General features: G+C 64.4%; 22 protein-coding genes. 6 read left to right on the forward strand and 16 right to left on the reverse strand.

What is annotated here, in order from left to right; translation table 11 throughout:
• Nucleotides 1–3: 3 nt before the first annotated feature.
• Together folE and AC5I5I_RS16560 are read right to left on the reverse strand one after the other, a co-directional pair.
• Nucleotides 4–714 (reverse strand): GTP cyclohydrolase I, encoded by a 711-nt coding sequence (gene folE / locus AC5I5I_RS16555; protein WP_495974989.1) that lies wholly within the window; start codon nt 712–714, stop codon nt 4–6.
• Nucleotides 715–759: 45 nt separating this feature from the next.
• Nucleotides 760–1,185, reverse strand: a complete 426-nt coding sequence (locus AC5I5I_RS16560; RefSeq protein ID WP_495974991.1) for a DUF4174 domain-containing protein — start codon at nt 1,183–1,185, stop codon at nt 760–762.
• Nucleotides 1,186–1,333: 148 nt separating this feature from the next.
• Between AC5I5I_RS16560 and AC5I5I_RS16565 the strand changes: the two genes are divergently transcribed.
• Nucleotides 1,334–1,924, forward strand: coding sequence for a dihydrofolate reductase family protein (locus AC5I5I_RS16565; protein ID WP_495974993.1), 591 nt, complete (start codon nt 1,334–1,336; stop codon nt 1,922–1,924).
• A gap of 15 nt (nt 1,925–1,939) precedes the next feature.
• On the opposite strand, the gene mmsB is transcribed toward AC5I5I_RS16565, so the two are convergent.
• The 4 genes from mmsB to AC5I5I_RS16585 are packed head-to-tail and all read right to left on the reverse strand — an operon-like array spanning nt 1,940 to nt 5,533.
• Nucleotides 1,940–2,827, reverse strand: a complete 888-nt coding sequence (gene mmsB / locus AC5I5I_RS16570; RefSeq protein ID WP_495974995.1) for a 3-hydroxyisobutyrate dehydrogenase — start codon at nt 2,825–2,827, stop codon at nt 1,940–1,942.
• A 48-nt stretch (nt 2,828–2,875) separates the two neighbouring features.
• Nucleotides 2,876–3,334, reverse strand: coding sequence for a DUF6163 family protein (locus AC5I5I_RS16575; protein WP_495974997.1), 459 nt, complete (start codon nt 3,332–3,334; stop codon nt 2,876–2,878).
• Nucleotides 3,331–4,392 carry an enoyl-CoA hydratase/isomerase family protein gene (locus tag AC5I5I_RS16580; RefSeq protein ID WP_495974999.1) on the reverse strand — a complete coding sequence of 354 codons (1,062 nt, stop codon included), beginning with the start codon at nt 4,390–4,392 and terminating at the stop codon, nt 3,331–3,333. Before AC5I5I_RS16580 ends, AC5I5I_RS16575 begins: the two co-directional genes overlap by 4 nt.
• A gap of 1 nt (nt 4,393) precedes the next feature.
• The gene (locus AC5I5I_RS16585; RefSeq protein WP_495975001.1) at nt 4,394–5,533 is read right to left on the reverse strand and encodes an isobutyryl-CoA dehydrogenase; all 1,140 of its coding nucleotides are present in this window, start codon (nt 5,531–5,533) and stop codon (nt 4,394–4,396) included.
• A 175-nt stretch (nt 5,534–5,708) separates the two neighbouring features.
• Here AC5I5I_RS16585 and hemB point away from each other — a divergent pair, with 175 nt between their 5' ends.
• A complete protein-coding gene (gene hemB, locus AC5I5I_RS16590; RefSeq protein WP_495975003.1) occupies nt 5,709–6,764 on the forward strand; it encodes a porphobilinogen synthase in 1,056 nt (351 codons plus the stop codon).
• Nucleotides 6,765–6,881: 117 nt separating this feature from the next.
• Here the strand turns inward: hemB and AC5I5I_RS16595 are convergent, their stop codons facing one another.
• A complete protein-coding gene (locus tag AC5I5I_RS16595) occupies nt 6,882–8,102 on the reverse strand; it encodes a threonine ammonia-lyase (protein WP_495975005.1) in 1,221 nt (406 codons plus the stop codon).
• A 92-nt stretch (nt 8,103–8,194) separates the two neighbouring features.
• On the opposite strand from AC5I5I_RS16595, the gene AC5I5I_RS16600 reads away from it, so the two are divergent.
• Together AC5I5I_RS16600 and AC5I5I_RS16605 are read left to right on the forward strand one after the other, a co-directional pair.
• Nucleotides 8,195–8,743 (forward strand): RDD family protein, encoded by a 549-nt coding sequence (locus tag AC5I5I_RS16600; protein ID WP_495975007.1) that lies wholly within the window; start codon nt 8,195–8,197, stop codon nt 8,741–8,743.
• Between the two features lie 51 nt (nt 8,744–8,794).
• Nucleotides 8,795–9,538, forward strand: a complete 744-nt coding sequence (locus tag AC5I5I_RS16605; RefSeq protein WP_495975009.1) for an arginyltransferase — start codon at nt 8,795–8,797, stop codon at nt 9,536–9,538.
• 24 nt (nt 9,539–9,562) lie between these two features.
• On the opposite strand, the gene AC5I5I_RS16610 is transcribed toward AC5I5I_RS16605, so the two are convergent.
• Both AC5I5I_RS16610 and parC read right to left on the reverse strand, forming a co-directional pair.
• Nucleotides 9,563–10,453 (reverse strand): outer membrane protein, encoded by an 891-nt coding sequence (locus AC5I5I_RS16610; protein WP_495975011.1) that lies wholly within the window; start codon nt 10,451–10,453, stop codon nt 9,563–9,565.
• 158 nt (nt 10,454–10,611) lie between these two features.
• Complete coding sequence (gene parC, locus AC5I5I_RS16615) at nt 10,612–12,873, reverse strand: DNA topoisomerase IV subunit A (protein WP_495975013.1); 2,262 nt, start codon at nt 12,871–12,873, stop codon at nt 10,612–10,614.
• 371 nt (nt 12,874–13,244) lie between these two features.
• On the opposite strand from parC, the gene AC5I5I_RS16620 reads away from it, so the two are divergent.
• Nucleotides 13,245–13,520 carry a hypothetical protein gene (locus AC5I5I_RS16620; RefSeq protein ID WP_495975015.1) on the forward strand — a complete coding sequence of 92 codons (276 nt, stop codon included), beginning with the start codon at nt 13,245–13,247 and terminating at the stop codon, nt 13,518–13,520.
• Nucleotides 13,521–13,767: 247 nt separating this feature from the next.
• On the forward strand, nt 13,768–14,028 hold the full coding sequence (locus AC5I5I_RS16625) for a hypothetical protein (protein ID WP_495975017.1): 261 nt from the start codon (nt 13,768–13,770) through the stop codon (nt 14,026–14,028).
• A 69-nt stretch (nt 14,029–14,097) separates the two neighbouring features.
• On the opposite strand, the gene recO is transcribed toward AC5I5I_RS16625, so the two are convergent.
• From recO to AC5I5I_RS16660, 7 genes are all read right to left on the reverse strand, one after another.
• Nucleotides 14,098–14,832 carry a DNA repair protein RecO gene (gene recO / locus AC5I5I_RS16630; protein WP_495975019.1) on the reverse strand — a complete coding sequence of 245 codons (735 nt, stop codon included), beginning with the start codon at nt 14,830–14,832 and terminating at the stop codon, nt 14,098–14,100.
• Nucleotides 14,833–14,879: 47 nt separating this feature from the next.
• Nucleotides 14,880–15,650 carry an exodeoxyribonuclease III gene (locus AC5I5I_RS16635; protein ID WP_495975021.1) on the reverse strand — a complete coding sequence of 257 codons (771 nt, stop codon included), beginning with the start codon at nt 15,648–15,650 and terminating at the stop codon, nt 14,880–14,882.
• Nucleotides 15,651–15,670: 20 nt separating this feature from the next.
• Nucleotides 15,671–16,600 (reverse strand): GTPase Era, encoded by a 930-nt coding sequence (era, locus tag AC5I5I_RS16640; protein WP_495975023.1) that lies wholly within the window; start codon nt 16,598–16,600, stop codon nt 15,671–15,673.
• Nucleotides 16,593–17,444, reverse strand: coding sequence for a ribonuclease III (gene rnc / locus AC5I5I_RS16645; protein WP_495975025.1), 852 nt, complete (start codon nt 17,442–17,444; stop codon nt 16,593–16,595). The genes era and rnc overlap by 8 nt, the downstream gene beginning before the upstream one ends.
• Nucleotides 17,441–18,193, reverse strand: coding sequence for a signal peptidase I (gene lepB, locus AC5I5I_RS16650; protein WP_495975027.1), 753 nt, complete (start codon nt 18,191–18,193; stop codon nt 17,441–17,443). The genes rnc and lepB overlap by 4 nt, the downstream gene beginning before the upstream one ends.
• Nucleotides 18,194–18,295: 102 nt before the next feature.
• Nucleotides 18,296–18,730: a holo-ACP synthase gene (gene acpS, locus AC5I5I_RS16655; RefSeq protein WP_495975029.1), complete on the reverse strand. Its 435-nt coding sequence runs from the start codon at nt 18,728–18,730 to the stop codon at nt 18,296–18,298.
• 7 nt (nt 18,731–18,737) lie between these two features.
• Nucleotides 18,738–19,499, reverse strand: coding sequence for a pyridoxine 5'-phosphate synthase (locus tag AC5I5I_RS16660; RefSeq protein ID WP_495975030.1), 762 nt, complete (start codon nt 19,497–19,499; stop codon nt 18,738–18,740).
• Between the last annotated feature and the right edge of the window lie 11 nt (nt 19,500–19,510).

Raw genomic sequence — 19,510 nt, forward strand, 5'->3', positions numbered from 1 at the left:
CCCTCAGCTGTTCATCGCGATGAGCGACAGGAATTCCCGGCGAAGCGACGGGTCTTTCAGGAACGACCCGCGCATTACGCTGTTCGTCATCTTGGCCGCTGTGTCCTTGACGCCGCGCCAGTGCATGCAGAAGTGATCGGCCTCCATCACCACCGCCAGCCCGTCCGGCCTGACCATATCCATCAGCAGTTCCGCTACCTGCGTGATTGCTTCCTCCTGGATCTGCGGCCGCGTCATGATCCATTCGGCAATGCGCGCATATTTCGACAGGCCGATCAGGTTCGAATGCTGGTTGGGCATCAGCCCGATCCATAATCGTCCCATGATCGGACAGAAGTGATGGCTGCAGGCGCTGCGCACCGTCACCGGGCCGACGATCATCAACTCGTTGAGGCTCTCGACATTGGGGAATTCTGTCACCCGGGGCGACGGCCAATAACGCCCGCGAAACACCTCGTTCAGATACATCTTCGCGACCCGTTGCGCGGTGTCCTGGGTGTTGTGATCGTTGTCGATATCGATCACCAGGCTTTCCAGCACGGTCCGCATCTTGGCGGCCACCTCATCCTGCAGGCGCTCGATTTCGCCCGGCTCGATGAAGGCCGCGATGTTATCGTTGGCGTTGAACCGCCGGCCGGCACGCCGCAGGCGGTCCCGGATTTTCGCCGAGACCGGGAGGTCCGGCGTGTCCGGCTTGTCTTCACTGTCAGCCATGGTCACCCTTGCGGCTTGCCGATCGTCACGACGACGGCACGCTGATCATTCGCGGCGCATCTCGTTTTGCCGCATCGGCATCGCATCAATGGTAGCGTATAGCGCGCCGGTGCCGAGAGGCGAAACGGTGTTCAGTTTCGTCCCGCCATCCTTGCCGACCAGAACGACACGGAAACCGGACGTTGACGCGCCGAACCGGGCGCGAAGCGCTTTGGCGCTCTCCCGCGGATGCGGCCCGAGCTCAGCCGAGACCTTGTCTCCCACCACCCAGATGACCACCACGTTGCGCTCGGTGAGGCTGGAACGGCTGGCGGCCACGATCCCGCGCTGATCGGAGAGCGGCCCGCTCGCCTCGCTGTCGGCGAACACCAGCAGTGGCCGGTATTTCCATTTGTAATCGGTCATTGCGAATGCCGGCGCCGTACCGGCAAGGACAGCCAGGATTGCGGCGGCGCCGGAACGCGATGTCATCGGTTACTCCAGAGGGGCCTAGATAGAGGGCTTGGCCAGAAGCCTGCGAAGGTCGAAGGCGGACGTAGCCAGAACCGGATGTGGCTGTCATGGTGGATAAGAACAAGGTCAGGCTTTGAACAAGTCATTATGGCGGTCGACGATTGATATGGGGCTGCAGGTCGAAGGCTTGACAATCGAAGGCTTGGCGATCGTTTCCGACGACGGGATGCTGGCGGATTCGAACGGGGTGATGCCGCCGGCCCTGCTGGTCGATGCCGATCAGGCGTTCCTGTCGGCCGCCCTGGATCGCGCCGCGATCCTGGTGCATGGGCGCAATTCCTTTGAAAGCCAGCCACCGTCACTCCGGCGGCGCAGGCTGATCGCCACCCGTGGCGTGGTCGCCAGCGGGCCCGTCGCCGGAATGCCGAACGCCCTGTACTGGAATCCGGCCGGCCTGTCGCTCGACGACGCCGCCAGTCGGCTCGGGGTCGAAAGCGGCACGGCGGCCATTCTCGGCGGCACCGAGGTCTATGGGCGCTTCCTGCCGCACTACGACATCTTCCATCTGTCCCGCCTGCCGGGGCTTCGCCTCCCCGGCGGGCGCGCGGTTTTTCCCGGTGTCCCTGACCAGACGCCGGAGGAGATTTTATCCGCGCATGGACTGACACCCGGCCCGCGGCGAATACTGGATGATGCGACGGGCGCGAGTGTCGTGACGTGGCGGCGGAGCGTCGGCGAGCGGAAGAGCTCACCCTAGGCGTATTGCGCCGCCTCACTCCCCCCGCAGGTACCGGATGATGCCGGAAAAATCGCGGGCGCCCTCGCCGGCCTCTACATAGCGCTCATAGATCGCCGCCGCACCGGCGCCGAGCGGGGTCGGCGCCTTCGCCGCTTTCGCCGCATCCTGCGACAGCTTCAGATCCTTCAGCATCATGTTCGCGGTGAAGCCGGCCTGATAGTCGCGGTTGGCGGGCGAGGTCGGTACCGGTCCCGGCACCGGGCAATAGCTCGTCATCGACCAGCATTGGCCCGACGACTTCGACGAGATGTCGAACAGCTTCTGCGCGTCGAGACCTAGCTTCTCGGCCAGCACGAAGGCCTCCGACACGCCGATCATCGAAATGCCGAGGATCATGTTGTTGCAGATCTTCGCGGCCTGGCCGTTACCGGCGCCGCCGGCATGCACGATGGTCTTGCCCATGGCTTCGAGGATCGGCCTGGCCGCCTCGAAGGCGGCGTTCGAACCGCCGACCATGAAGGTGAGCGTGCCGCCCTGCGCGCCGCCGACCCCGCCGGAGACCGGCGCGTCGACCATCAGCAGGCCTCTCGCTTCGGCGGCCGCTGCAACCTCGCGTGCGGTCTCGACATCGATGGTCGAGCAGTCGATCAGCAGCGCGCCGGCGCGGGCGCGTTCGATCAGACCATCCGGTCCGAGATAGGTCTCGCGCACCTCGGCGCCCGACGGCAGCATGGTGACGATCACCTCGGCCTCGTCCGCCGCCGCACCCGGCTTGCCGGCAGCGACCCCGCCGGCGGCAATGAGCTTGCCGACCGCGTCAAGGCTGATGTCGTAGCCCAGGACCGCGTGACCGGCCTTGATCAGGTTCTGCGCCATCGGGCCGCCCATATTCCCGAGGCCGATAAAGGCTATCTGCGCCATCTCACCCAATCCTCCGGTCCGAGCTTCCCTGCTTCTTCGAGCATGACATCAATGCGGGTGCTCGCGCGCCGATTGCAGCGCCAGCACCAGATAGCTGCAGAGCAGGACCAATTCTATCACCACCACAAACCACGATCCGCCGTAGATCTGTGGGAAAAACACCTGCACCGCCGCCATCGAGACCACCGCCGTCAGCCAGACCACGGCGCCCCAGACAGCCGCGAGCCACAGCCCAACGGCCGCCACCAGATCGATGATCGCGAAATAGACCGTCGCCGTCTGCCACGGAATCGATTCCGTCGAAAAGCGTGAATCAGGTCCTTCACCGATGCCCAGAACCACGGACCAGTGATAAAGCCCCTTCAGCATCGACACGACCGCCATCGCGCGCAGAAACCAGATCAGCCAGCGCGTCCATTGCCCGACGCCCTTGTTCTCGTCGTCGGCATGGACCGGCGCAAGCTCCTCGGGCTGCTGCTGTGGTGCGGTCGCAGCGGGTTCGCTCATGTCAGCTCCAGTTCATCGGCGGGCAGAACCGCAAAATGCCGCGCGACCAGATCGTCCGGCAAGGCGGACAGATCGCCCGGCGACCAGCGCGGGGCGTTATCCTTGTCGACGATGACGGCGCGTACCCCCTCGGCCATGTCGGGACCATAGACGATCCGGGACACGATGCGAAACTCGGCGGCCATGCAGGCCTCGAAGGAATGCGTTCGCCCGTAGCGCATCTGGGCCAGCGCCAGAACAAGACTTGTGGGGGATTTGGCGCGGATGGCCCGCAAAGTTCTTGCAGACCATTCCGACTGGTCGGAGATGATCTGCGACTCCCTATGCAGGGCGTCGACAATCGCATCCACGCTGCCCCACGAAAATGTCCGATCGATCACCCGCCGCCGCGGCATCACTTCGCCGGGTCCCGCGCTCTCCATGAAATCGGCGAGCACCGCGTTCACCGGATCGGTCCCGCACAAGGCCTCTTTCAGATCGGCGAGGCGATGCGACTTCACATGATGCGTTGCAGCACCCGACAGCACCGCGTCCGCCGCCTTCATCCGCTCGCCGGTCAGCGCGAGCCAGGTCCCGATCTCGCCGGCCAGCCGCGGCAACGCATAGGTCGCGCCCACATCCGGAAAGAAGCCGATGCCCACCTCCGGCATCGCGAACGCATACTTCTCACCCGCGACACGATGCGAACCGTGGATCGAGATTCCAACCCCGCCGCCCATGACGATGCCGTCGATCAGCGAGACATAAGGCTTCGGATAGCGCTTGATCGCGGCGTTGAGCGTGTATTCCTCGCGGAAGAATGACAGCGCCTCCTGGTGCCTGCCGGCGATGATGAGATCGTAGAGCGCGCGGATGTCTCCGCCCGCGGAGAAGGCGCGCTCGCCGTTGGCGGTGACGATAACGCGCGTCACCGCGTCGTCCTGCGCCCAGTCGTGCAGCTTGGCCGCCAGCGCACGCACCATATCACGGGTGATCGCATTCAGCGCTTTCGGCCGATTGATAATAACGATGCCGGCAGAGCCGCGCCGCTCGAACAGGATGTCGTCGGTTTCGCTCACGTCAATTGTCCAGCAGATCGCGGCTGACGATCAGGCGCATGATCTCGTTGGTGCCTTCGAGGATCTGATGCACGCGCACGTCGCGCAGCACGCGCTCGATCGGATGGTCGCGCAGGTATCCGTAGCCGCCATGCAATTGCAGACATCCGTTCACTACGTCGAACCCGACATCGGTTGCGAAACGCTTCGCCATCGCCGCAAGCCGCGTCGCGCCAGGCTCGCCCTCGCTCACAGCATGCGCGGCACGCCGCACCATCAGCCGCGCCGCCTCCAGCTCCGTCGCATAATCCGCAATCTTGAATCGCAGGGCCTGGAAATCCGACAGCCGCGATCCGAACTGCTTGCGGTCGCGCATGTAGTCAACGGTGCGGTCGAGACAGAATTGCGCGCCGCCGAGCGAACAGGCCGCGATGTTCAGCCGCCCGCCGTCGAGCCCCATCATCGCGATCCTGAAACCGTCGCCTTCCTTGCCGATCAGGTTCTCTGCCGGTACGCGGCAATTCTCGAACATCACCATCGCGGTCGGCTGCGACTTCCAGCCGAGCTTCTTCTCGCGCGCGCCGAATGACAGTCCCGGCGTGCCCTTCCCCACCACGATGCAGGAAATGCCTTTCGGCCCCGCGCCGCCGGTCCGCACCATGCACACATAGATGTCGGAGGTGCCGCCGCCGGAGATGAAGGCCTTGGAGCCGTCGAGGATGTAATAATCGCCGTCGCGTTGCGCGCGGGTGGAAAGACTTGCCGCATCCGAACCCGCGCCCGGCTCGGTCAGGCAATAGCTCGCGAAATGCTCCATCGTGCAGAGCTTCGGTAGGAAGCGCTTTCGCTGCGCCTCATTGCCGAAGGCGTCGATCATCCAGGCCGCCATGTTGTGGATCGAGATATAGGCGGCGGTCGAGGTGCAGCCCTGTGCCAGTTCCTCGAAGATGATCGCGGCATCGAGCCGGGTCAGCTCCGAGCCGCCGACGTCGCCCTTTACGTAAATGCCGCCGAAGCCGAGCGCGGCGGCCTCCCGCAGCGTCTCGACCGGAAAGATCTCATACTCGTCCCAATGCGCCGCCTGCGGCATCATCGCGTCACGGGCGAATTGCCGGGCGGTGGCCTGGAAGGCGCGCTGGTCCTCGGTGAGGGTGAAGTCCATCACTCACGGATAGGTTTGGCCGCGGGCGGCGTCAATTGTGGCGACCGGTAGCGGTCTGCCGTCCGAACGGCTAATGTTTGCCCGCTCATTCCCGCGAAAGCGGGAGTCCAGTGCGCGTGAGTTCTTGTCCCCGCCGGCGCGGGGACGAGCGGACCGAGAGTGAAGGCAAATAGAAATGGCAATCAAATACGGTCGCCCGCTCGAACACCGGACCCGCGTGGTTCCGGTCGAAACGCCCCCTCACCTGCCGCTCGACCTGTCGCACCGGCCGCGGCGGCTGCGGCAGACCGAGTGGCTGCGCCGCATGGTGCGCGAGAACGAGCTGACGGCATCCGACCTGATCTGGCCGATCTTCGTGGTCGACGGAAAGGCCAAGCGTACTCCGGTGCCATCCATGCCGGGCGTCGACCGGCTGTCGATCGAGGAAGCGGTGCGCGACGTCGAACGCGCGGCCAAACTCGCGATCCCCTGTGTCGCGATCTTCCCCTATACCGACCCTGGATTGCGCGACGAAGGCGGAAGCGAAGCCGTCAACCCCGAGAACCTGGTCTGCCGCGCGGTGCGCGCGATCAAGCAGGCGGTGCCTGAAGTCGGCATCCTCTGCGATGTGGCGCTCGATCCGTTCACCAGCCACGGCCACGACGGGCTGCTGCAGGACGGTGTGATTCTGAATGACGAAACGGTCGAGGTCCTGACGCGACAGGCTCTGGTCCAGGCCGATGCCGGCTGCGATATCATCGCGCCGTCCGACATGATGGACGGACGCGTGGGCGCAATCCGGATGGCGCTTGACGATGCCGGACACCAGAATGTCGCCATCATGGCCTATGCGGCGAAATATGCCTCGGCCTTTTACGGGCCATTCCGCGACGCGGTCGGCTCGTCCAAAACGCTGACCGGCGACAAGCGCACCTATCAGATGGATTACGGCAATTCCGACGAGGCGCTGCGCGAGGTCGCGCTTGATCTCGAGGAAGGCGCCGACATGGTGATGGTGAAGCCCGGCCTGCCCTATCTCGATATCGTGCGCCGCGTGAAGTCCGAATTCGGCGTACCCACCTTCGCCTATCAGGTCTCGGGCGAATATTCGATGATCACCGCCGCCGTGCAGAATGGCTGGCTCGATGGCGACAAGGCGATGCTGGAAAGCCTGTTCGCGTTCAAGCGTGCTGGCGCGGATGGCATCCTGACCTATTTCGCGCCGAAAGCCGCCGAGATGCTGCGGAAATAACAATCTCAGCTATCAAGCAACGTCGTCGTCCCCGCGAAAGCGGGGACCTATATCCCAGAGCGGTGGCTACGGGTCCCCGCCATCGCGGAAACGACGACCTGGAGCGAGCGTTCCCGATTACTCCATCACGTCGCTTGCGTGAATGCGCACCGGGTGGAAGCCCTCCGCCGCCAGCGCGGCGATGATCTCCTCGGCATGCGCATGGTCGCGGGTCTCTACCGTGACGTCGAGCCGCGCGCCCTTTGCCGGCACGTCGAGAAACAGCCGCTTGTGGTCGACTTCGAGAATGTTGGCGCCGAGGTCGCCCAGCCGGCTCGCGATCTGACCGAGCACGCCGGGCCGGTCGGGAATGGTGAGGCGGAACGACACGATCTGCTCGCCGCGTTCCAGTTCGCGCACCATGATCGACGCCAGGATGCGCGGATCGATATTGCCGCCGCACAGGATCAGGCCGACGCGTTTGCCCGCAAACCGCGCGGGCTCCTTCAGCATCGCCGCAAGTCCCGCCGCGCCCGCGCCCTCCGCCATCGCCTTCTGCAAGGTGAGATAGGCATTCACCGCGCGCTCGAGATGCGTCTCGCTCACCAGCACGACGTCGGACACGAGGTCGCGGATGATTGGCAGGGTCAGCTTGCCGACATTCTTCACCGCGATGCCTTCGGCGAGCGTCGCGCCACCGCACGGCCTGCTCTCGCCGTGCAGCGCATTCCACATCGACGGATAGAGCTCGGCCTCGACGCCGACCACGTCGATTGCCGGATTGATCGCCTTGGCGGCGATGGCATTGCCGGAAATGAGGCCGCCACCGCCGATCGGCACGATCAGGCAATCGAGATCGGGGCGCTCTTCCAGCATCTCGATTGCGATGGTGCCCTGCCCGGCGATGATGCGCGGGTCGTCATAGGGGTGAATGAACACGAGCCCGTTCCGCGTCTGCAGTTCCTCGGCGCGCGCCTGCGCTTCGGCAATGGTCTCGCCATGCAGCACCACGGTCCCGCCATAGGCCCGGGTCGCCGCGACCTTCACTGCGGGCGTCGTCACCGGCATCACGATGGTCGCGGCGATGTCGAGCTTGGCCGCATGATAGGCGACCGCCTGCGCATGATTGCCGGCTGACATCGCGATCACGCCGCGGGCGCGGTCGGCGGCCGAGAGGCTCGCAAGCTTGTTGAGCGCGCCGCGCTCCTTGAACGAATTGGTGACCTGCAGGTTCTCGTATTTGACGAAGACCTCCGCGCCGGTCAGTTCCGACAGCCGCGGCGCCGGCAGCATCGGTGTGCGCAAAATCCGCCTGTCGAGAATTGTCTGGGCATCCTCGATGTCGCTCAGCCTGATCATGGATCCTCGTCCGCCTCTCCGGCCGTACTATAGGCGCGCGAGTGGCGATGCGTTAGACTCTTCGGGAGCCGTGATCGACAGGTTCGAGGGACATGATGACGGACGAACGCGACCGGGCCGGCGTCGGTTACAACGCGAAGCCGCACGTCTATGACCCGGACATCCATCCGGAATTGTTCGACGGCGTGCCGGCGCGGCGGGTGCTCGCCTTCATCATCGACCTGGTGATCATGGCGATTCCGCTGATCCTGGTCTGGCTGTTCTTTTTCGCCATCGGGATCGTGACGCTGGGCCTGGGCTTCGGCCTGTTCGCGCTGATGCCGTTGATTACCCTGATCTGGGCGGCGTTCTATTACGGCACCACTCTCGGTGGCCCGCGTTCTGCCACGATCGGCATGCGCGCCCTGGATATCGAGATGCGCACCGCCGACGGCGGCGCATCCTATTTCGTGCTGGCGGTGATCCATGCCGGCCTGTTCTGGGTCTCCACCAGCGTGCTGACGCCGCTGATCCTGCTGGTCTGCTTCTTCAACAAGCGCGGACGCCTGATGCACGATTTCCTCGTCGGCACGGTGGTGGTCAACAACACCGGCCGCGCCGCGACCGTGCGTCCGGAAGGACCGGATCGTGGTACCGTTTGACGAGAGCGCCCTTGCCGGGTCAGACTCTGTTTCGGAGCAACTGACCGGACCGTGACCCAGCATTCCCGCGATACGCCGCAATTCTACCTGACGGCGCCCTCGCCCTGCCCGTATCTCGCCGGGAAGGAGGAGCGGAAGGTATTCACCCATCTGGTCGGCGACCGCGCGCCGGGCCTGAACGATCTGCTCACCCATGGCGGTTTCCGGCGCAGCCAGTCGATCGCCTACCGCCCGGCCTGCGAGACCTGCCGCGCCTGCGTGTCGGTGCGGGTGGTGGCGGACGATTTCGTCCCCAGCCGCTCGATGCGCCGGATCGCCCAGCGCAACGCGGATGTTTCCGGCGAAATGCGCGCGGCGGTGCCGAGCTCGGAGCAATATTCGGTGTTTCGCGGCTATCTCGACGAGCGTCACCGCGATGGCGGCATGGCCGACATGACCGTGCTCGATTACGCGATGATGGTCGAGGATTCGCATGTCGAGACCCGCATGGTCGAATACCGCGTCACGCCGAAGCAGCCCGCCGGCCGCCGCAGCGGCGAACTGATCGCGGTGGCGCTGACCGACGTGCTCGGCGACGGGCTGTCGATGGTCTATTCGTTCTTCGATCCCGACCACGAGGACCGCTCGCTCGGCACGCTGATGATCCTCGATCACATCGAGCGGGCGAAGCGCATGGGGCTGCCCTACGTCTATCTCGGCTATTGGGTACGCGGCTCTCGCAAGATGGACTACAAGAGCCGCTTCCTGCCGCAGGAGCGGCTGATGTCGCAGGGTTGGGTGCGCGCGGAGATGTGAGGCTCCGCGCTCACGCGCGAAGCGTCAGAACGCCTTGTTCAGCGACAGCGTAATGGTCTGGACATTTTCGACGTTCGACGTCGCCGTCCCCGTCAGCAAGCCCTTGAACGTGTCCGGATTGCCGGGATTGTTGAATGGCGATCTTATGTCGAACGTGCGGGATGCGGGAAAACTGACCAGATAGGCGACATCGACGAACCACGATGGCGTGACGAAATAGGTCATGCCGGCCGTCACGGCGCCACCCACCCGCCAGTCCGTATCGGAAAAACTCTGCGGCGCGCCGGAGACATTGGTGAGCACACCGTTGAGCGTCGCGTAGCCGACGACATCGTCCACCTGCAACTTCATCTGCGAAAACGACAAGCCGCCGCCGGCATAGACGAACCCGTTGCCGAAGGAGCGCCCCGCATAAAGCAGCGATGCGAACTGGTGCCGGACCTCGACGGAGTACGAATTCGTGACTGCATTGCCGTCGAATGTCGAGCCGCCGTTCTGGGTTGACGTGCCGTATTGCGGCACGTTCACATCCGACATCGAGCGTTTCAAACCGAGATAATTGTACGAGGCCTTCACGCCAAGCAGCCAGTCCGTATTGCCGAGATGCTGGTAATATCCGAATTGAACCCCGGGAGTGAGGCTGGAGTCGCTGCCAAGGGAAACAGGAACCGGCGGGCCGCCCGCCGTTCCTGTCGCAACCAGCACCCCACCCTGATAGGTTTCTGAATATCCCTTGTTGTAGTACGATTGCGTACCGAATTGGCCGAAAGCATAGCCGGCGCCGGCGCCAACATAAAACGCGGATCGCGGCATACCGGACCCGGATGGATCGGCGGATTGCGCCCGCGCCATCCCCGCGCCGCCGACGACGAAACCCGCCGCGAGCGCCGACAAAATCAGCCCGAAATTTTTCATAAGCCCCTCAAGGTGACAGCGCGCCAACGCGGCAGTTGCAGCCGCGCATCCCACTTCGCGCAACGAAGACCAGATGAACTGCTGTCCGCGCCCCAGCAGATGCAGCTACGCAAACAAGGCGACGCGAGACAAACGCAAAGCCCTACTGGCTCACCCGGTCAGCCCTGGCCGATCGTCTTGCCGAACCTGTTGGTCTTCGGAAATCCGTTCGGCCTGACCCGTCCGGCATCGCCGCGATTGCCCCGCCATTCCGCTAGGTCCTTCAACGACGTCAGCTGCGCGCGGCCGGCTGAGTCGAACCAGTTCATGCCATCGCCCTTGGACTCGAACGTCATGATGTCGCTCAGGGCGCCGTCCTTGTAGCGCTGCAACCGCACGCCGGCGCCGCGCGTCATCTCCGGCACCTGGTTGATCGGAAAAACGATCATCTTGCGGTTCTCGCCGATGGCAACGACCAGATCGCCCTCGACCAACGTGATCGCCACCGCCTTGTCCGGCGCCTTGACGTTCAGCACCTGCTTGCCCTTGCGGGTGTTGGCGAGGCACTCATCCTCCGGCACCACGAAGCCCTTGCCCTCGGCCGACGCGAGCAGGAATTTGCGTCCGCCCTGGTGCTTGAAGGCGTCAACGATCGACGCGTCCTGTTCGAGATCGAAGAACAGCCGCACCGGCTCGCCGTGGCCGCGGCCGCCCGGAAGCTTCGATGCATCGATGGTGTAGAACTTTCCGTTCGAGGCGAAGAACACGCATTTCGACGTGGTCTCGGCGTGGAAATGGAATTGCAGCGAATCGTCGGACTTGAACGCAACGGCCGACAGGTCGGTGACATGACCGCGCAACGCCCGCACCCAGCCCTTCTCCGACACCACGACCGTGACCGGCTCGCGCTCGACCAGCATTTCGGCGAGTTCCTGCTCGACGTCCTGCACCTGCCCGAAGCTGGTGCGGCGCTTGCCGAGCTCGGTCTTGGGCCCGAAGGTCTCGCGCACCTTCCGGATTTCGCTGGCAACCGTCTTCCACTGCTCATCTTCGGATTTAAGCAGCGCCTTCAGCTTCTTCAGTTCGTCGCGTAAATTCTTGTCCTCGCTGCGGATCTCCATTTCCTCGAGCTTGCGCAAGTTGCGCAGCCGCATGTTGAGGATGGCGTCGGCCTGGACGTCGGTGAGCTTGAAGGTGCGGATCAATACCGGCTTCGGCTCGTCCTCGGTGCGGATGATCTTGATCACCTTGTCGAGGTTCAGATAGGCGATCAGGTAGCCGCCCAGCACTTCGAGGCGATGCTCGATCGCTTCCAGCCGGTGCTGGCTACGTCGCACCAGGACGTCGCGGCGATGATCGAGCCATTCGCGCAACGCCTCCGCGAGGCCCAGCACCTTCGGCACCCGGCCCTTGACCAGCACATTCATGTTCATCGGCACGCGGCTTTCCAGCTCGCTCACCTTGAACAGCGATTCCATCAGCAGCACCGGATCGACGGTGCGCGACTTCGGCTCGATCACAAGACGGATATCGGCTGCGGATTCGTCGCGGATGTCGGCCACCAGCGCAAGCTTGCGCTCGTTGAGCAGTTCGGCGATGCGCTCCACCAGCCGTGACTTCTGCACCAGGTAGGGAATCTGCGTGACCACGATCTGGTAGCCGCCACGGCCGGTGTCTTCCTTGCTCCAGCGCGCCCGCACCCGGAGGGAGCCGCGCCCGGTCGTATAGGCCTCGGCGATCGCCTCTTTCGAATCGACTACCACGCCGCCGGTCGGAAAATCCGGCCCCGGAACGTATTTCAGCAGCGTCTTGCTGCGCGCGTTCGGGTTGTCGATCATGAACAATGCGGCGTCGCAGAGTTCGGCTGCATTGTGCGGCGGGATCGAGGTCGCCATGCCGACGGCGATGCCCTGCGAACCGTTGGCCAGGAGATTGGGGAACGCGCCCGGCAGAACCACCGGCTCTTCCGTGAGCCCGTCATAGTTCGGACGGAAGTCGACCGCGTTCTCGTTGATGCCCTCAAGCAGCAACCGCGCGACCTCGGTCATGCGCGCTTCGGTGTAGCGGTAGGCGGCGGCGTTATCGCCGTCGATATTGCCAAAGTTTCCCTGCCCGTCGATCAGCGGATAGCGGGAGGAGAAGTCCTGCGCCAGCCGCACCAGCGCGTCATAGATCGCCTGGTCGCCATGCGGGTGGAAGTTACCCATGACGTCGCCGACGATCTTGGCGGATTTCTTCGGCGTAGAACCCGGATCAAGCCGCAACAGATTCATGCCATGCAAAATGCGGCGATGGACCGGCTTCAGCCCGTCGCGCGCGTCGGGAAGCGCGCGATGCATGATGGTCGACAGCGCATAAGCCAGATAACGCTCTTCGAGCGCGTCTTGCAGCGCAATGTCCTGGACGTCCTTGTCCGGCGGAGGAATCAGCCTGGTACCCATGAGTTTCGGTACCGCGCATCGCCGTCGCGAACAAGTGACGCACGCGCGAGCGGGCGCCTCTCCGACGCCGTCTGACCAGCATCGTTTCACCAAAACCCGCGCAGGCGATGACGCTAGCGTCGCAGGGGATGGGTGCAGACCGTCTCTACCGGGGTTACCGCTATTGACGCGACAAGAAGACGGCTCGCCGGCGAGGCGTCGACATTAATGGTGCGGCGAAACTCGGGGTTTCGCCACCGGCTCGCAATGAACCGCCGCTGAACATCGCAGACCCACGCAGTTCATTGATTCTATGACTTAATTCACGACGGGGACGAAGCGCCGCGGCGACATACGATATCGTCCGGGCGACCCATCATCCGGAGTGAAACATGAGAAAACTGATGTTCGTCATCGCGGCCGCCGCCGCGATCCTTTCGTTCGGGTCTCTCGCGCCGAACCGGGCGGAAGCCATGACCCTGACGGCACCGGCTGCGATGGCCGACGTCATCGGCAGTCAGGCTGAAGCGACCGCCTATGTCTGCCGCCGCTGGTGCGGCCCCTATGGTTGCAAGCGTCGCTGCTTCTATACCGCGCCGCGTTATTACCGCCCGTATTATCGGCCCTATCGGCCTTACTACCGGCCGTACCGCTACTACCGCTACTGATAGGCACCCAGGCTGACAGCATCCTTGTCACGCATGCGTTATTGGCGGGCAGCGAAAAACGTGCGCTGCCCGCCAAATTTTATGGTAATTATGTGGCGCGGCCGCGGAGGGGATCAATTTTGCGGCAGGGTGGCTTCAAACCGCGCCTATTCACGTTCGGGTCGCGGATCACGCGTCCGGTGGCTTTCGCTGCCGGTCAATGCGCAGTGGACACCGCTGCGCGTCGTCGATTGATGGAGATCAGCTCATGAAGAAGTTTGTTACCGCCCTGATCGTTGCAGCAGGGCTTGGCCTCGGCGCCGGCGCGGCCTCTGCCGCACCGCTCAGTGCAACTGGCAACCAGTTGCATGTGCAGGGTCAGTTCACACCGGCCCAGTACTACGGTGGCGGCTATGGCGGCGGTTACGGCGGCGGTGGCTACGGCTATCGTCAACATTGCTGGTACGAGCGCCGTTGCTCCGGCTACTACCCCTATCAGCGCTGCTGGCGCGAACGCGTCTGCCGCTAATCGGCATTTCGCAGACGATCCAAGATCGGGCCGGTCCGTCAGGGCCGGCCTTTTTCTTTTCCGGACTGGCTACGCGGCGTCCGGCAGCCGCCGGCATATCGCGGCGATAAAATGGGCCCGCGCATCCGGCAGCGTAATCCCGCGCGGCTCCAGAACATGCCGTGCAAGAAAGAACGATGTCAGCGCAAAGCCATCGGTGATGTCCCTGGCGCCGACGCGCTCGACATCGCCGGTGACGAAGGCCGGCAGCGACAGCAGCCGTTCGCGCCACGGCGCGCCCGCCTCACGCGACACCGCGCGGCCGGATTTTGGCGACACATAAATCAGCTCGGAGCGCGCGCCGGTCGAGGCGCAGGACTCCAGATCGAGGCCGAAACCGAGTTCGGTCAGCATCAGCAATTCGAACCGCACGATCAGCGCGGCGCAGAGCGCAGGGTCATGCAGATGCGATACGATCGATTCCAGACCGTCGAACACGATTTCATGCGGATCGCGTTCCGGAAGCAGCCGCGCCAGCGCGGCAAGATGGGTCACCGCGAACAGCGCATGCGAGTCGGCAAACAGCGCGCCGGCACGCAACGCCATCGGCTCGATGGTGTAAGTCCCCAGCTGATCGTCGAGACGTGCGCGCCATTGCGCCCGCACCGCATTCGCCGGCTGCAGCACGGGCCGCATGCGGCTGCCCGCTCCGCCCCGGACCAGCCCGAGATGGCGCCCATGCTCCCGGGTCATCAGTTCCAGAATGGCACTGGTCTCGCCATGCCGCCTGATGCCGAGGACGAATCCGTCGTCACTCCATTGCATGGCGCGACCTCACCCGATCCGAGGCGGAAAGTCGAGTTGCCCGGACGCTAGCCAAGTTCCACCCAGGCCGGGGCGTGGTCGCTGGCGCCCTCGCGGCCCCGCTCCACGCGGTCAACACCGGCGGCCTCCAACCGCTTTCCGAGGATCGGCCCAAGCAGGATGTGGTCGAGCCGCAATCCGGCATCGCGCGGCCAGCGGTTTCGCTTGTAGTCCCAGAACGTATAGATGCGCTCGTCAGGATGGGTTTCCCGCAGGGCATCGGTCCAGCCCTGTTTCAGCAGCCGGGCGTAGGCAGCGCGGCTCTGCGGCTGCACCAGCGCGTCGTTGTCCCATGATTTGGTCGGGTAGATGTCGAGCTCTGTCGGCGCCACGTTGTAGTCGCCGATCAGCGCCACGGGCACATTGGCTTTCAATAGCTTGCGAGCATGCGTCGATAGCCGGCCGAACCACTTCAGCTTGTAGTCGAACTTGGGTCCGGGCTGCGGATTGCCATTCGGCAGATACAGGCAGCCGATCAGGATGCCGTCGACCGCAGCCTCGATATAGCGGCTTTGCAGGTCGTCGCGGTCGCCCGGCAGCGCCATCCGGGTCACAACCGGCTCGCCGATGCGGGACAGGATGGCGACGCCGTTCCAGGTTTTCTGCCCCCGCCACACCGAGGAATAGCCGGCCTTGCGCAGAGCCGCCGCAGGAAAATCCGCGTCGGTGCATTTGAGTTCCTGCAGGCCGACGATGTCCGGCCTCGTCCGCTTCAACCATTGCAGGAGATTGGGCAGGCGGCGGTTGACGTTGTTGATGTTGAAGGTTGCGATCTTCACCCGCGCCCTCGACCGGCAGCTCAGCTGTCCCGCGGAAAGTCCAGTCCCATCTCGCGATAGCGTTCAGGATCGTCGCCCCAGCCCTCGCGCACCTTGACGAACAGGAACAGATGCACCGGCGCTTCGACGATCCCGGCCAGCTCCTTGCGGGCCTCGGCGCCGATCGCCTTCAGCGTCTGGCCGCCCTTGCCGATCACGATCTTCTTCTGGCTTTCGCGTTCGACAAAGATGGTCTGCTCGATCCGTACCGAGCCGTCCTTCTTCTCCTCCCAGGCCTCTGTCTCGACGGTGGACTGGTAGGGCAATTCCTGGTGCAGGCGGTTGAACATCTTCTCGCGGGTGATTTCGGCCGCGAGCTGCCGCAGCGGCGCGTCCGACATCTGATCTTCCGGATAAAGCCACGGCCCCGGCGGCACCTCGCCGGCAAGCCAGGACCGCATGTCGTCGACACCGTCGCCGGTCAGCGCCGACACCATGAAGGTCGCCTGGAATTTGACCCGTTCGTTCAGCGCCGTGGCCAACGCGAGCAAAGCGGGCTTCTCGGTCACGTCGACCTTGTTGAGAACGAGGAATTTGCGGCCCCCGGTGCCGGACAAATGCTTCACGATCGCCTCGGCCTCGGCGTCCATGCCCTTGCGCGCATCGATCAGCAGGCCGGTCAGGTCGGCATCCTTCGCGCCGGCCCAGGCGCTCGTCACCATCGCGCGATCAAGCCGGCGCTTCGGCGCGAAAATGCCCGGCGTGTCGACGAAGATGAGCTGAGATGCCCCTTCGATGATGATGCCGCGCACCGGCATGCGCGTGGTCTGCACCTTGTGGCTGACGATCGAGACCTTGCTGCGCACCAGCGCATTGATAAGGGTCGACTTGCCGGCATTGGGCGCTCCGATCAGCGCGACAAAGCCGCAACGGGTGTCCTGTGCCGGCGGTGCCGGTACGTCTTCAGCCATCGGCCCCTACACCTTCGCGCGCCAGCAGCGCCGCAGCCGCGGCCTGTTCCGCGGCTCTTTTGGAGCGGCCGCGGCCTTCGGCCGGGTCGCGTTCGGGCAGCACCACCGCGATCCGGAAAACCGGATCGTGATGCGGCCCGGTTCTTTCCACCTCGCGATAGGACGGCGTCGGCAGCCCGCGGGCCTGCGCCCATTCCTGCAGCACGGTCTTCGGATCGCGCAGCGGCCGCGCCGGCTTGCGCATCCGGTCGGACCAATAGCGCAACACCAGCGCCTTGGCCGCCTTGTAGCCGCCATCGAGAAACACCGCGCCGATCAGGGATTCGCAGACATCGGCCAGGATCGCGATGCGCGAGCGGCCGCCGGCGCGCACTTCGGACGCGCCCAGCCGCAGCGACGCGCCGAGATCGATCGCGCGCGCGACATCGGCGCAGGATTCGCGCCGCACCAGATCGGCCAGACGCCGCGACAGCTCTCCTTCTTCCGCCTTCGGAAAGGCCTCGAACAGCATTTCCGATACCGCGAGGCCAAGCACGTGGTCGCCGAGGAATTCGAGCCGCTGATAGCTCCCGACGCGGCCCTGCCCCTTCAGCGCCGAAATATGGGTCAGCGCGCGCTCGAGCAGCACCTTGTCACGGAACCGGTAGCCGATGGTGGTCTCGAGCGGCGATGCGCGCTGGACCTTGCGCTTCTTCGGCTCCGGCTGGGCACCGGCTTCGCGTTCGGCCGCGACGCCGTCCGCAGCAGAAGCAGCAGCCGGCGCAGACTTCCGCTTCGCCGCGGCGGCCTTGCGCTTGACCGGCGTATCGGTTGCGGTCGCTGCGCTGTCGGCGGCGCGGGTCATCGCACCAACATGAAAATCCGGTTCCAGCGGACCGACCATGGCCAGCGCCAGACCTGCCAGGCCCGCTCGCCGTCGGCGACCGAGAAGAAGATGATCTGCGCCCGCCCGATCAGATGGCTGAACGGAACATAGCCGACCTGGCTCAACACGCGGCTGTCGGTGGAGTTATCGCGGTTGTCGCCCATCATGAAGTAATGGCCGGCCGGCACCACGTATTCCTGCGTGTTGTCGTAGAAGCCGTTGTCCTGCAGATCGAGCGTCGTATAGCTCACGCCGTTGGGCAAGGTCTCGCGCCAGCGCTTCACGCGGATCGCACGGTCCCCCTCCTCGGTCTCGATATAATCGTCCATCCGCTCGCGCTTCACCGGATCGCCGTTGATGAAGAGCAGGCCCTGCTTCATCTGGATGCGGTCGCCGGGCAGTCCGATCACCCGCTTGATATAGTCGGTGGAGTCATCCTTCGGCAGGCGGAACACAGCGACATCGCCGCGAGTGGGCGGCGAGCCGAAAATGCGGCCTGAGAATAGCGGCGGTGAGAACGGAAACGAATACGAGCTGTAGCCGTAGGAGAATTTCGACACGAACAGATAGTCGCCGACCAGCAGCGTCTCCTTCATCGATCCCGAAGGAATGTTGAAGGGCTGGAACAGAAAGGTGCGGATCACGAGAGCAATGATCAGCGCATGGACGACGACGCGGACGGTTTCGCCGAATCCGCTTTCCTTGCGCTTGGTGCTGGTCACGCTCATGGGCCTCATGTCCGGGAGAGATTGTGCGCTGGCGCGCCGTTGTAGCGGGTGGACCGGCGCTTCGCAACGAACGCGCGAATGCCGCCATCTATCAGAAATAGCTCAGATAATCGAGACTGGCAGGTGGTCTTTCGCGACATTTAGAGGGACCGCCGAAATGATCACGATTGCTTGTGCGAGCGGATATTCGTCGGTCAGGCTGATATCGATCCGGGCTTCATAGCCTTCCGGGGTGATTTCCTTCAACCGTTTCAGCGCGCCGCCGGTCAGCGCCATGGTCGGCCGGCCGGACGGCAGGTTCACCACCCCCAGGTCGCGAAAGAACACGCCCTTGCGGAACCCGGTGCCGAGCGCCTTGGAGCAGGCCTCCTTGGCCGCGAAGCGTTTCGCATAGGTGTCGATGCGGGTGGCGCGCCGTTCGGCCTTCGCCACTTCGACCGGCGTGAAGATGCGCTGGATGAAGCGGTCGCCGTGCCGCGCCAGCACCTTCTCGATGCGGCGGATATCGACGAGGTCGGAACCGAGGCCCAGGATCATGTCGGGATCATGCCGCTTTCACGCTGCGGCGCCCGCGATCCATGGCACCGCGCATGGTCCGGATCGCATTGTCCAGTCCTTCGAAGACCGCCTCCCCGACCAGAAAATGCCCGATATTGAGTTCCACAATCTCCGGGAACGACGCGATGGTCTCGGCGCTCGCATAATCGAGGCCATGCCCCGCATGCACTTCGAGGCCGATCGATTTAGCCAGGCCAGCCGCGATCCGGAGGCGCTCGAACTCGCGCGCCGCGACATCGTCCTCGCCCGCTGCGAGCGCGTCGCACCAGGCTCCGGTATGGAGTTCGATCACCGGCGCGCCGACCGCTTTCGCAGCCTCGACCTGGTCCTTGTCCGCCGCGATGAACAGCGACACGCGGATACCGGCGCCGCCAAGCGAGCGGACTGCATCCTCGACATGGTTGCGCTGACCGACCACGTCGAGGCCGCCTTCCGTGGTCCGTTCGGCGCGCCGTTCCGGCACCAGACAGGCCGCATGCGGACGCGTCCGAAGCGCAATCGCGATCATGTCCTCGGTCGCCGCCATTTCGAAATTCAGCGGCTTGTCGATCTCGGCCTTGAGCCGCGCGATGTCGTCGTCGCGAATGTGCCGGCGATCCTCCCGCAGATGAGCAGTGATCCCGTCCGCGCCCGCTGCCACCGCAAGCTTCGCAGCACGCACCGGATCAGGATGCCGGCCGCCGCGTGCATTCCGGATGGTGGCGACATGGTCGATGTTGACGCCGAGCCTCAGATACGGTGCCTGCATGAATCCCTCGC

It is taken from the genome of Pseudorhodoplanes sp., from assembly GCF_059499825.1.

Bases quoted from the DNA above. Each gene is read 5' to 3' on its own strand.
- folE (WP_495974989.1), bottom strand. From the start codon at position 714: ATGGCTGACAGTGAAGACAAGCCGGACACGCCGGACCTCCCGGTCTCG.
- AC5I5I_RS16560 (WP_495974991.1), bottom strand. From the start codon at position 1,185: ATGACATCGCGTTCCGGCGCCGCCGCAATCCTGGCTGTCCTTGCCGGT.
- AC5I5I_RS16565 (WP_495974993.1), top strand. From the start codon at position 1,334: ATGGGGCTGCAGGTCGAAGGCTTGACAATCGAAGGCTTGGCGATCGTT.
- mmsB (WP_495974995.1), bottom strand. From the start codon at position 2,827: ATGGCGCAGATAGCCTTTATCGGCCTCGGGAATATGGGCGGCCCGATG.
- AC5I5I_RS16575 (WP_495974997.1), bottom strand. From the start codon at position 3,334: ATGAGCGAACCCGCTGCGACCGCACCACAGCAGCAGCCCGAGGAGCTT.
- AC5I5I_RS16585 (WP_495975001.1), bottom strand. From the start codon at position 5,533: ATGGACTTCACCCTCACCGAGGACCAGCGCGCCTTCCAGGCCACCGCC.
- hemB (WP_495975003.1), top strand. From the start codon at position 5,709: ATGGCAATCAAATACGGTCGCCCGCTCGAACACCGGACCCGCGTGGTT.
- AC5I5I_RS16595 (WP_495975005.1), bottom strand. From the start codon at position 8,102: ATGATCAGGCTGAGCGACATCGAGGATGCCCAGACAATTCTCGACAGG.
- AC5I5I_RS16600 (WP_495975007.1), top strand. From the start codon at position 8,195: ATGATGACGGACGAACGCGACCGGGCCGGCGTCGGTTACAACGCGAAG.
- AC5I5I_RS16610 (WP_495975011.1), bottom strand. From the start codon at position 10,453: ATGAAAAATTTCGGGCTGATTTTGTCGGCGCTCGCGGCGGGTTTCGTC.
- parC (WP_495975013.1), bottom strand. From the start codon at position 12,873: ATGGGTACCAGGCTGATTCCTCCGCCGGACAAGGACGTCCAGGACATT.
- AC5I5I_RS16620 (WP_495975015.1), top strand. From the start codon at position 13,245: ATGAGAAAACTGATGTTCGTCATCGCGGCCGCCGCCGCGATCCTTTCG.
- AC5I5I_RS16625 (WP_495975017.1), top strand. From the start codon at position 13,768: ATGAAGAAGTTTGTTACCGCCCTGATCGTTGCAGCAGGGCTTGGCCTC.
- recO (WP_495975019.1), bottom strand. From the start codon at position 14,832: ATGCAATGGAGTGACGACGGATTCGTCCTCGGCATCAGGCGGCATGGC.
- era (WP_495975023.1), bottom strand. From the start codon at position 16,600: ATGGCTGAAGACGTACCGGCACCGCCGGCACAGGACACCCGTTGCGGC.
- rnc (WP_495975025.1), bottom strand. From the start codon at position 17,444: ATGACCCGCGCCGCCGACAGCGCAGCGACCGCAACCGATACGCCGGTC.
- lepB (WP_495975027.1), bottom strand. From the start codon at position 18,193: ATGAGCGTGACCAGCACCAAGCGCAAGGAAAGCGGATTCGGCGAAACC.
- acpS (WP_495975029.1), bottom strand. From the start codon at position 18,730: ATGATCCTGGGCCTCGGTTCCGACCTCGTCGATATCCGCCGCATCGAG.
- AC5I5I_RS16660 (WP_495975030.1), bottom strand. From the start codon at position 19,499: ATGCAGGCACCGTATCTGAGGCTCGGCGTCAACATCGACCATGTCGCC.